The organism is Halobacteriovoraceae bacterium (genome assembly GCA_020635115.1).
In the GTDB taxonomy this organism is placed as follows: domain Bacteria; phylum Bdellovibrionota; class Bacteriovoracia; order Bacteriovoracales; family Bacteriovoracaceae; genus JACKAK01.
The window spans coordinates 50134-62611 of record JACKAK010000008.1 but is presented as its reverse complement, the minus strand read 5'-3'; the positions used below and the strand labels follow the sequence as shown (position 1 = coordinate 62611).

10 protein-coding genes are annotated in these 12478 nt (G+C 35.3%); 7 read left to right on the top strand and 3 right to left on the bottom strand.

Going from position 1 to position 12478, the window contains the following annotated elements; genetic code table 11:
* Positions 1-6: 6 nt before the first annotated feature.
* Together hsdR and H6622_13475 are read right to left on the bottom strand one after the other, a co-directional pair.
* On the bottom strand, positions 7-3360 hold the full coding sequence (gene hsdR, locus H6622_13480; GenBank protein MCB9062528.1) for a type I restriction-modification system endonuclease: 3354 nt from the start codon (positions 3358-3360) through the stop codon (positions 7-9).
* 14 nt (positions 3361-3374) lie between these two features.
* The gene (locus H6622_13475) at positions 3375-3596 is read right to left on the bottom strand and encodes a hypothetical protein (GenBank protein MCB9062527.1); all 222 of its coding nucleotides are present in this window, start codon (positions 3594-3596) and stop codon (positions 3375-3377) included.
* A gap of 180 nt (positions 3597-3776) precedes the next feature.
* Between H6622_13475 and H6622_13470 the strand changes: the two genes are divergently transcribed.
* From H6622_13470 to H6622_13440, 7 genes are all read left to right on the top strand, one after another.
* A complete protein-coding gene (locus H6622_13470; protein ID MCB9062526.1) occupies positions 3777-4328 on the top strand; it encodes an ATP-binding protein in 552 nt (183 codons plus the stop codon).
* 11 nt (positions 4329-4339) lie between these two features.
* Positions 4340-5623 (top strand): hypothetical protein, encoded by a 1284-nt coding sequence (locus H6622_13465; protein ID MCB9062525.1) that lies wholly within the window; start codon positions 4340-4342, stop codon positions 5621-5623.
* Positions 5623-6585 (top strand): hypothetical protein, encoded by a 963-nt coding sequence (locus H6622_13460; GenBank protein ID MCB9062524.1) that lies wholly within the window; start codon positions 5623-5625, stop codon positions 6583-6585. The genes H6622_13465 and H6622_13460 overlap by 1 nt, the downstream gene beginning before the upstream one ends.
* A gap of 10 nt (positions 6586-6595) precedes the next feature.
* Positions 6596-6841, top strand: coding sequence for a helix-turn-helix domain-containing protein (locus H6622_13455; GenBank protein MCB9062523.1), 246 nt, complete (start codon positions 6596-6598; stop codon positions 6839-6841).
* A gap of 62 nt (positions 6842-6903) precedes the next feature.
* Positions 6904-8421: a site-specific integrase gene (locus H6622_13450; GenBank protein MCB9062522.1), complete on the top strand. Its 1518-nt coding sequence runs from the start codon at positions 6904-6906 to the stop codon at positions 8419-8421.
* Positions 8422-9361: 940 nt separating this feature from the next.
* Positions 9362-11092, top strand: a complete 1731-nt coding sequence (locus tag H6622_13445; protein MCB9062521.1) for a recombinase family protein — start codon at positions 9362-9364, stop codon at positions 11090-11092.
* A 312-nt stretch (positions 11093-11404) separates the two neighbouring features.
* The gene (locus H6622_13440; protein MCB9062520.1) at positions 11405-11650 is read left to right on the top strand and encodes a hypothetical protein; all 246 of its coding nucleotides are present in this window, start codon (positions 11405-11407) and stop codon (positions 11648-11650) included.
* Here H6622_13440 and H6622_13435 read toward each other — a convergent pair.
* Complete coding sequence (locus H6622_13435) at positions 11647-12471, bottom strand: IS3 family transposase (GenBank protein ID MCB9062519.1); 825 nt, start codon at positions 12469-12471, stop codon at positions 11647-11649. The genes H6622_13440 and H6622_13435 overlap by 4 nt on opposite strands.
* Between the last annotated feature and the right edge of the window lie 7 nt (positions 12472-12478).

The following is a 12478-nucleotide window of genomic DNA, read 5'->3' as shown; positions in this document are numbered from 1 at the left end:
ATAAATCTATTTTGATTTTCTTTGCCAAATGTATTCATGTAGTTCACCTAGAACTGAATCTAAATTTCCTTCAAAAATTTTGTTAAGTCCTTCAAATCCTCCAATTTCAGTTCTGAAGATTCCTGAGTTTAGAGAATCACGATCAACCACTTTTTCAGCTTCTATTTGCTTAGTAATTCTTTCTAACCAAATAAGTTGACCTTTTTTGAAGTCGTGTTTCTTTTTCAATTTATCCAATGCCTCATGCAAACGCTCATTGAATGGTATTAAAATATCTTTATCCATGGCCTTTCTGATGTGGCCAATAATTGAAGCAGCCATCTCTTCACCAGATAGTTCCTTGTGAACGGCATCAAGAGTTCTCTCTCCAAATCCAGCGGCCATAAGTGTAGCTTGAAGCTTCTTAAGATCATCCCTTTTAAGGTCTCTAGGAGCCGTTAAAACGATCTTTAAAGCAGGTAGATCTTCTTCATGCTGGACTATATAGGATTTGAATTCTGATAGATAATCTTTTACCTCTTTTCCATCAGGTAGACCAATTGAAACTTCTGTTACTTCATCATTGTGCGTTGAGATAAGAACAGGAGTAATTTCAGCTCTTAATCTATCCAAAAATTTTGCAAGGTCTTCATCGAAAAGGACTCGACCTTTCTTTTCTTTAAGATGATCGACAAACTCACTAGGATCCATTTTGGTCAAAGCTTTAAATGTTTCAAGATCTTCACCCTTAAGGTGTTTCTTCTTGGCCTGAAACTTAGCTAGAATTTGCTCAACGATTTCATTCTTTGCACCATCTTGTTCTACATCATCAAGAGCACCAGCTAATTCTTCAAATGAGACCTTTGGGTTTTTTACAACTGGCTTCATGCTAGTGAAGTTTTTTAAACTATTATAAACTCCAACGGCATCATAAATCTTAAATGAATCTTTATCGATATCTTCACAAAGTCTTGTGGCACGACCAAGCATTTGTTCAAAAAGAATCCTTGATCTTATACGTCTTAAAAAGACAAGATTTGTTATCTCTGGAACATCAATACCTGTTGTCAACAAATCTACAGTTACAACAATGTTTGGATAGGTTTCGTTTTTAAATTTTTTAATTAATTGTTTTGGTCTGTCTGCAGTAGCAGTAATTTTAACAATTAAATCATTAGGGATTGAGCCTTCTCCATATTCTTTTTCTAGCTCTGTTTTAAGAAGATTAACGACCATATCGGCATGATCATCTCTTGCACAAAAAACGAGTGTCTTTCCTTTCATCCTCTCAAGAGGCTCAAGATGTTTAATGAGTTCTTGGACAACTACTTTGTTAAAGTTCTCGGTTATGACTTGTTTATTGAAGTTTTCTACTTCAATTTTAACTTCATCTTCCATATTGATTACGTCAATATTCCCATCTTCTGGGTCATACACTTGAACGTCGTCGCCTTTTTCCCACTTAATTCCTTCTTCTGATAACTTGGTCTTGATCACGATAGGTGGCTCATGATCAACAAGGAATCCATCAACGACAGCTTCTGAATAAGTATAAAACTTAAGTGGTTTTCCAAAAATATCATTGGTGTGCTTTGCAGGGGTTGCAGTAAGACCTATTTTAACAGCATCAAAATGATCAATAACACGACGATACTTAGAAATAAAATCTTGCTCACTTCTATAAGTAAACTCATGTTCACTTAGTTCTTTATCTAGCGTATATCCTCGATGACACTCATCTACGATAATACAATCATACTGTCTAACAGAAGGAATTTCTTCTAAATCAGAAGGATAGAGTATTCTTTTAACTAAGCTTTGAACTGTAGCAAAATGCACTTTCGTTTCTAGTTCTGGTTCAATTTTATCAAGTCCTTCGATATTATAAATTTCAGCAAAAGTTCTCCCTCCATCGATCTTTAATTCTTCAAAGCTATCCTTTGCTTGATCACCCAGAGAAGTTCTATCTACTAGGAAGAGGATTCGATTAAACTTTTTAGTTTTAATTAACCTGTAGGCTAAACAAATTGCTGTTCTGGTTTTTCCTGTACCAGTTGCCATAGCGACAAGAGCTTTTCTTTCACCTTTTAGTATTGCTTCTTCAACAACATCTATCATCTGCTTTTGGTAGCGACGTAGTGGAAGGATGTCTATATTTTCATTTTTTAGGTCAAAGTTCGCTTTTTCCTCGTCATATTTGAGAATATCCTCAATCTCTCTAGGAGTTGGCCATTCTGTTAGTGGTCTAGCAAGATTACTTTTTAGCCTCAAATCCCTAAACCAAATACCACTTTTCGTTTTAACTTGTTCAAGGTATCCACGGCCGTTAGTAGAAAAAGCAAGAGGCACTCGGTATGAATCCCATTCGTTGATGATATATTCTTTGTCTTCATCTTTAATGCCTGAAGAGTATCGCTCTGCTTGCATTAAATCTTTTGCAACATCAGTTTTCCATTTTTTAGCTTCAACAACACCAACTAACTTTTCACCTATAAATAATGCATAATCAGCAGGACCATTATTGGTAGGCCATTCAGCAATGGCGAGGTTTCGTCCTTTTTCAGGTAGTGTACCTTTAGAGAACCTAATATTCTTGGTATCAGCTTCCCAGCCTCTAAGCTGAAGCTTTCCATCAATAATCATGCGACGAGTTTCATCTTCATTTAGATCGAGATTACTTGATTTAAAGAATAGTTCTTCAAGCTTCTTTCTTTCTACAGATGATTCTTTTGAAGCTGCTTTTTGGATAGTTTTGATTTTTGAATCAATTTCACTTTGCTTATTATCTAGTTCAGTTCCAGCTTTATCCCATTCTTTTTGGAACTCGCTGATAGAATCAACTTTTAACCGTTCTTCTTCTAGCTGAATACGAAGCTTCTCTTTTTCTCCTAGTCGCTTATTAGCAATGTCTCTAAGCTTTTGAATTTCATTTTTTAAATCTTTATTTTCACTAAACGGGTCAGAAGGTGGGACAAATGGGCCTGGATCAAATTTATCCTGTTTGGTCATTGCCTTATGAAACATAACTGCAACTTTTTGGGCCATACGAAGAAGCTCTAGAATAGTAGCATGATCATTAAAGGTTCCATGACTGGCTTTATTCCCAGCTTTTCTGATCGAATGAAAAATATCTAGTGCAGTATCAGAAAGGACACCTTTATGTTTTAGTCTATTTAAAAGATCTACTTGATTTTCTCTGTAAACATCTTCAAGACCAATCTTTGCAGCAATAAATTTGGCCAACATTTCAGCAAATTGACGAAGTTTTATTAGTGATGTGTTGGGATCATTTACAAAATATAACTCAGCAAGTGCACCAAGTTTTTCCAGTGATTCATCATGCTCTTTTAAAAAATAAAAATTCCTCGATTGAAGTTGCATATATCACCAGTCCTTTAATTCTTTTTCATTGGCTTTTTCTTAATATCTTTTAATCCACGTTCTAGTGCTTCAATGATGATTTCATTTTTTCGAAACATGTATTCACCTGGACCAAGGTCTTTATTACAGTAATCTGTTACCTCATTAATCATCTCTGTTAACTTTTCCTTTGCGGTAGCTGAGAGCCTGAAGGCAAATTGAGGGTAATCCGATGGCTGTCGACCTTTCTTATTCATAAATTTCGTCCTGATTTGTAAATGTTACATCCAAAATTTTGATCCATAAGTATGCGAATGTAAAGCAAATGTTGTAAATCATCGTTGCACATCTTTATTGTCTGACAATATTGCTTGACAATAATTCAAATTATGTTATTTTTACTTAACGCAGGGCTAACAAAAAAGGCAGGAAACAGTATGAAAGAACTAAAAGTTGAAAATGTAAGTAGACTACTAAACATCATGTCTAATGGTGTCTCACCAGAACAGTTCATCAGAGAACTGACTGTAAATTCCATTGAGGCCATTAAAAGAACAAAAGTTGTTAAAGGACAAATTCACTGGGGAGTTGACCCTATCTACAAAGCTAAGTTTAAAGTTGAGAAACTTATGATTGTGGATAACGGTGATGGCATGACTCCTAGTGAGATGGAAAGTCATCTAGGTACCTTGGCGGTCGAAGGTGGTAATAAAAATCATGGTGAAACTGGTAATTTTGGAGTTGGAGGGAAAATCTCTGCTCTTAAGCAAAATCCACATGGGGTTGTCTACAAATCAAAGAAAAATGGGAAATGCTACCAAATGACCATTTCAAGTAAGAATGGTCTGTACCTCATTCATGGCCCAGTCAAAATATCAAACAAGGATGTTCCAACAATTCTTAGAAATGCCAAAAGCGGCACTTCGGTAACCCTTCTCGGTAAAAATAAAAATGAAAATACCGCCAGAAGGAAAAACTTTGATAACTAGGAGGAACACAAATGACTACGAATGCAAAACGAAGTGATGTTGGCTTTAAGGCAATCATCCAAAACTTAAACAAAAAGTTTCATGAAATCCCGTCAGGTATTGTACTTACTGCTGACGATAGTAATGATGCCTATGGAGGAACAAAGAATCGAAGAATTATTGGAACAAAAGGTTTTTTGGACAAGAGTCCATTAGCTAAGGGAAAAGTTAAACTTGATGAAGTCATTGTTCACTGGTGGATACAACCAGAAGACTTCTTAAAAAAGAACAATACTCTTCTAGGCACTGACAATGGGGCCAAAGGTCATATTGCAATTATCCATAAAGGTGAAATCTATAATCGCCTTTCTCCAAGTAATCTTTGGCTTCAGAAGTTTTCCATCCTTGCAGGTGGTAGTCAGATCTTTCTCTATATTGAGCCTATTAGTGACAATATAAGAGCAGATATCACAAGAAGTGGTCTAAAAGTTAACGGTCGTGATCTTGAGCTTGAGCATATTGCTGCTGAATTTAAAGAGAAGATGCCTAAACCTATTAAGGAATTTATGGAATCAAAGCTTGGGGATGATAATTCTAAAAGCTTTAAGCTTCGCTTAAAACAACTTATGGAAAGGATCAAAATTCCAAGATTTAAAAAATCAAAGAGTGGAGATCTTTATGCCGAACTTGAAACTGAGTTCTCATATATCCATGGTGAAGGTAGTGGCCCTGGCCATAATGATGGAAATAATGAATGGACCCCAAAAGATGGTCACGTCAAAAACCCTGGAGAGAAGAAAGGTAGCGGTGGAGAAATATCTGAGACCTACTACTCACAACAAGGGGGCAATAATAAAGCCGTTGAGGATGGTCGAGGAAAAGATTATCCACAGATTGTTTGGTTATCTAGGAGTCCTGTAGATTCAAATATTGGACAACGAGATGAAGGCGATATGGAAGATCGTATTGGTAGATATGTAATGAACACTAATACACTCTTTATCAATGCAGACTTCAGGCTAATTCATGCTGTTGTTAATTACTGGGTTAAGAAGCTAAAAATCTCAAGTACAACAGAGATCACAGTTGTTAGAAGAGCCGTCCATAGTAGCTATGAGCTGACTCTGGCTGACGCCATTATTCACACACGCCATTTATCTAGAACAGATGGTGGCCAAGGCTGGAATGATGCCGAAGTAGCTAGAGTTCTGGAAGATGACATGGCACTTACTGCAATTGCATCTGGCATGTTTCATCCAACTTCAACATTAAAGCATGAGATCAAAAGAGATCTTGGTCGTGTGGGAGAAAGATAATGGCAAGACGTGGAATAGAAATTTTTAAAGGTAATAAAATTAGCGGCAATATCATTCCAGTACATTCTGATGTTGTCGTTGGAGTACATGAACACTTTGATGACATGACCAAATTTATCAGCGTCTCTGAGGATGGATCTATTGCTGTTGTAAAGAGTGAAACATTAGAAGTCCTCAAGTTTGATAAGCTTGTTAATGACAGGATTGCAGCTTCTGCAATCATCAATTATCAAGATCAAAAGCAGCTATTGATTGGAACTGTTGATGGGAATCTTCTGCTTATTAATAAAGACTTCAACGCAGTACCTATATTAGATGGTCAGAGGTCTGAAATAACTTCTATTTGTGATTTCCAAGATGGAACAATTGTTATTGCTCATGGAAATGATGAAGAAGGATCATGCATTCAATACATATCATTAGCGACTGAAGAAGTTATTAACGAAATACGTCTCCTTCCAGGAAGAAAGATTAAGAATATGAGTAAGCTTGAAAGAGTTAAGGATAAATGTATTGTCTCTTGTTCAAATTCAAATCTTTACTGGCTCAAAGTTGCTGATGGGATGCTAAAACTTATTATTGATCAACCTTCACCTGATTATTTCTATGATGAAGTTTGGAGTGATGGACTAAATGTTGTGAAAGCTGGTCAATCTGTTTTCAATTCCCCAAGTTCATCAGAATACATCATGAATAAGCTTATTGGAGAGCATCAGGAGACAAGAGGAAAACATCACTCAATGTATGTCACGGAAGAAGTTGTTATCAGAGGATATAGGGAACAAATTGTATTTTTTGATAATGAAGGTATTTCCATCAATAAGGTTCATTTGCCAAAAGGACGCTTCCCCATGAAGATCCTAATGCATCCCTACGGCCGTGTTCTCTTAGGAATGCATACAGGAGAGATTGGAATCTTTGAATTTCGTTGTTCCTCAATTCGTTGGATCGTGTCTTCGTAAAGGAGCTTATATGTCAGATGATAGAACACTAATAATCTTACAAAACTTGGGGAATATTATTGAGAAGCTTAATAAAGATACATTTTCTATAGAAGAAGCTGCTGAATATCTAAAAATCCCAGTTGAATCAGTTGACTACTATAGCAGACGTCAAAAGCAGCTTTCCTACATAAACCTTGGAGGAAAGCTTGTTTTTAGGAGAAAGGATCTGGAAGATTTTTTAGATAAAAAAGTAAAAAAAGGGTTTGTTTTTTAATGAGGAGAAATAATCCATTAATACGGCTTGATTAGTGATTGCTAATTGAAGGAGGCATCACTATGGATTATAAATATCTAAACATTAAGGACTTCATATTTGTTGGTTACAAATATGAGGATCCATCACTTTTAAGAAAAACCAAGTTTCACAAGGATAAGAAAAAACCAGGGAGTGAAAAGATCTACTATTATCTACCTAGTGGAGTCTATCGTTATTTTTATTCTACACCTAAACTCAAATCAAAGCGTGAAAAAGATGGATATATTGCAGAGTTCAACCATGCACTATCATCTGGCTTTCTTCCAAACTCAGGGGCACAGGCACTACGCAAGAGCAGTTATGATCCTAAGGATGGGAAATTTTCTATTTATACTCCAAAATATTTTAGTGACTATGCTACTAATGAGAGACAAAAAGGTGAAGCATCTAAAGATAATCTACGATCTGTTTTTAGACGTATAATACCGTTTTTTGAAAATCTCGGAATACATTCAATCTGTGATATTACTAATGAGCACCTAAAGTCATGGGATTTGAGTCTAAAATATACAAAAAAATTGAGAGGAAAAGGATGTATCTCTGCTGCGACTAGGAACTCTTGGCGAAAACAATTTCGTGCCTATCTTAATACGGCCAAAGAGCAAGGCTACGCATTAAGATGTAACCCTGAAAAAATGAATATATATGAGTTTACCAAAGGTGGTGAAATTGATGAATTGGCTGATGTTAGACACGTCGTTTATCCACAAGTTCTTATTGATGCTGTTCAAAAATGTACTTTTCATGTTGATGAATCTGTCATGCCTGACATTAGAAAGCTCATTCGTTTTTGGAGAGAAATTGGAGTCCGTCCTGCTGAGATGTACACTCTTAACGATGATAATATTATTTATAAAAATGGTTATCCGATCGAAATCAGAATAAAGAAACTAGAAAAATGCCCAAATGGTTCAAAAATGTCATTTGCTCCAAAAAACAAAAAAAGCTATCGTCCTATAAAACTAAGTGACTGGGCAGGTGACTATATTCTCTCGATACAATCCAAGTTAAAAGGTTACAAGAGGTATGGTAAGTACAAAAATAAGCTTATTGAGTATCCATTCCTATTTGTATTTTGGGATAAAGAAAAGGAGCTTTTTTTACGTGATGATGAAAAGTTAAAAAAGCTTTTTGACGACATTACTAATCATGCCATCAATGAGTTTAATCTTGATTTAAGGGATGATTATTACTTCTACGATCTCAGGAGAAGTGCTAATATCTATTTTAGAATTGAGATGGGTTACAGTCTCTCGCAAACATGTGCTTTCTTAGGACATTCAGAAAAAACAAATCTCAAACACTACACACTAAGCGAGGATATTTCAGCAATGAACAGCAAAGATGCTGAAAACTCACTTGCTTCAGCTATCAAAAGAGATTCCCATATAGCGGCTAAATATTCTCGACACAATATCTCAACACAATCTGAGCAAGAGCCACTAATGTGTAACTCCCAATATATTAAAACCTGGACTAATGAAGCTAGTTCATTGGATTTTTCTTCACTTAATTTCCTAGATTTCAACAAAAAATAAATCTTTTAAGCTCCTCTTTATCTGTATCTAAGAGGAGCATCTTTATTTGGAACATGACAACGATCTATAGACCGTTAGACTTTCTATCGCTATTTCATTCTCTTCTTAATTCTTACCTAATTGGAGGCTATGTGATAGCTTGGAGAAAGCTTGCGGCCAAGGCTAGATTAATCTCAATTTTGATACGCAATCCTACAGATCTAGTACGTTAATCTTCGTGCTGTTTTTCGTGCAGAGTGATTGAAAATCATTATATATCAATGGTTTTGCAACTTTGATTTGTAGCCTTCTAGGCTATAAGGGATTTCTCTAGAATATTTTCTAACCAACTGATTTTCTTTGCCCCTGTTAGATTCTAGAATTTTTTGCACGAAATTTTTGACCTAAAGAACACCTATAAAAACGTAAGTAACACCTAAATTTTCGTGCAAATCTTCGTGCATGGAAAGATAGCAGATACTAGAAAAATTTGACAGCATGAACTGTAATTTCATAAGATTAAATAGATCGATTATGGCAAGTGAGGACAACATTTGCAGTAGTCATACTTTTCGTTATCAGACGTACGTCATTGACCTAGATATTTTGGCTCCAACGGTCACCCTCAATATCCGTCCCAGACAAATTTAAATTTTAAAGGTTGTTCAGGAAGTACCCAACGGTGCTTACTCAAAAAACTTTTTCAAACAGCTTAATATAGCTGAATGGATTACTTTATGAGTACTGAAGAAGATGACCTAACTCTTGAGGACATTAAACGAGGAGCAGAGTTTTTTAAGCTCCTTTTCAAATGGCAACAAGAATCCCTAGAGAAAAATGATAATTCAGAAGGTTCAGAGGAGGCCTCCTAACACACTGGAGGTCATTCTCGAACTAGAATTACATTGAAGTCTGTTTGGTCTTTTATTAAATTGGAAATTTTGATAAGAAGGATTTGAAAATGAAAAAGAAAAGTATTGAGATAAAACATTATGTTGATCCCAAAGGGATTACCAAAGCAAAGCTTAGAGGAGTTGAAATTGCTCTTCTCTTAAATCGTGTATCAGATGTTTCTCAAAAAGATGGATACAGCTTAGGTGCTCAGCACCGCCATGGAGATGAGTACATTACTGATTTGAGTTACACTTTGTTTACTGAATATAATATTGCTGAAACTGCTTCTAAAAGCCACTTGAGGAAAAACTTTGATCAAATGGTTCAAGAGATAAGACTTCTGGCATCAATGTCATCTACCCCAGTTAATCTAATTGTTGAAAAGAGCGACCGCTTAAGTAGGAACTTCACGAGCAAGGAAACGCTTCAAAAACTTGCAAAAGCGGGTATGCTTAGAATTCATTACTATAAAACCAAAAAGATCTTTGATAAGAACTGTAGTCCTGAAGATGTTTTCCATGATGATATTGAAACGGCCGTAGCGAAATACGCTGCTGCTAATATTGGTAGAGAATCTCAAAAAGGTTCCAAAGAAAAAGCTATGGAGGGTGTATTTCCAGGAAGAGCACCTCTTGGTTACAAGAATAAAAGAATTCATGAAGAACAAAACCGTAATAAAAGAGGTCGAGCAGTTATTATTGTTGATCCAGATGAAAGATGTGTTAAGGCCGTTAAAAGAATTTTTGAACTTCGTGCTGTAAATGGACTTTCTTATGAGGGAATCAAACATCAAATTATTGAAGAAAATATTCTGCCACCAGAAAAAGTAAGATCCTTTTCAAAAACAGGTGTTGAAAAAATACTTCAAAATAAGTTTTATATGGGTAAATTTGTATGGATTGATGAGGAGTATGATGGAAGCCAAGAAATTATCATTCCTAAAGAGCATCTAGATATTGTATTTAACACGAAAAGAGGAAAACATACTCTAAGACCTAGAGGGATATTCAGTAACTTCCTAACATGCTCTGTATGTGGTTGTGCTATCCTTTATGATCCCAAAAAGAAATATATAAAGAGTAAGGATATAACACGTCAATTTGAATACTATCACTGCTCTGACGGTAAGAGACATCATAAACAAAACAGTGAAAAACAAGTCAATATTTCTGAGGAGAAGATTTTTGCTCAATTTGAAGCAGTCCTAGACTCCTTTGAGATTAGTGAAAGTTCTGCTCTTAAAATATCAAACTACCTTAAAGATGAGCATAGAAAAATTGTTGATGGCCAGAAGAAACAAATACAGCGTGATCAGCAAGCAATCAAAGCTTTTGAAAAACAGGAAGATGATCTGCTTGAGTTACTGATGAGTCGAACAATTGATGAGGTGTCTTATCAGCGAAAGTTGAAGCAGCTTAGAGAAGATAAAAAAATTCTCTCTTCTCAAATTGAAAGAGTTCAAAGCAAATTTGCTGCAGGTTTTATGCTTACAAGTGATTCTATTCTCGAACTGGCCAAGCACTCAAAATCATTATGGAAAACAAAGAACAAGGAAGAACGAGTAGAACTATTAAAACTACTACTCTCGAACCAACAACTGAATGGCAAAGTAGTTGAAAGTACGTTGCATAAGCCTTTTAAAATTTTGGGAGAGATTCGTGATTTAGAGGAGTTGGCAAAAAAAAAGCTTCCTAAAAAGGAAGCTTTTTCAAAATGGTGCCCAGGAGAGGACTTGAACCTCCAAAGCTCGCGCCACACGGCCCTCAACCGTGCGTGTTTACCAATTTGTATATATTAGAAATTAAAAGAATGTGAAGAAATATTCAAAAGTCAGAACGACTTTTATTTTTTTTCCTACTCAAACAATCGAGAATGAAATTCTAAAATCTTGAATTTACCGATAAAAATGATGTGATATTTTCTTCACAATTATTTTTTTATTTTTTTTTAAAAAAGAAGATCTAAGGAATTAGGATGAAAAATTTATCTGAGACATCCTAGATGCTAATTGCATCATCAATATACAAAAGACGGCGTCTTATGTTGAATTTTTCAAGATAAAAATCAAGCTCCTCTTGGGTGAAATTGGACTTTAGACAAGCATTTGTGCATGAATATAGTTTTCTACCATGTTTGTTATAACATTCTACAGTGGAATGACCATGAACGGATATCACTTGAACTTATAAGAACTAATATAACCATAATTGAATTCATTGTAGCGTATTATGATCTTGAAGTAAGCAGTCTTGAGGAGTTTCATGATATTATAAAAGAGCAGCCGATTTCTTGTATGAAAGGTCAGAATAAGGAAGATGCTGATAATGACCTTAAACCATTGACTAGTCCAGTCTAAAGATGAGTTGCACTGAGTCTGTGTTTTACATCTTCTCGTTCCTTTTTGACAAATTCTTTAGGTGTTAAATATTTTAATGAACTGTGTATTCTCTCTTCATTGTATTCTTTTCTCCAGCTTTCAATTACAACTCGTGCTTCTGCCAATGTAGAAAACCAATTTTGATTTAGACATTCATCTCGAAAGCTACCATTAAAACTTTCAATATAAGCATTATCTGTTGGTTTTCCTGGACGAGTAAAATCTATTTCAATATTATTCCTGTAACTCCACTCCAACATGGCCTTAGATGTAAATTCTGGCCCATTATCTACTTGAATTCTTTTTGGTTTTCCATGTTCTTTTATCATTCGATCAAGTTCTTTGGTTACAATTATTCCCGAGATTGAATGATCAATATAAAAACCTGGGGAATACCTTGTGAAATGGTCTATGACTGTCAATATTCTAATCTTTCTTGAATTTGCAAGTGAGTCTGAAACAAAATCCATAGACCAAACTTCACCCCCCATCGATGCCGAAGGTTTTACTATCCGTGGAAAAAATTGTTTTTTCTTTTTTCGTTTCAATTTTAAAGAAAATCCCTGCTCAAAATAAATTCTTTGGGTTCTCTTGCGATTTTGGACTATTCCTTCTCGATTTAGAATCACATGAACTCGTGGATATCCATATCTTCGATGTTTATGTACAATTTGTTGCATTCGATTAATAACAATTTGGTCATTCTTAATCAAAGTTAATTCATATCGATAGCTTGATCTGTTAATATCTAAAACTTGGCACGAATGCCGCTCACTGACCCCAAACTTATCAATGAGCATTTTAGCT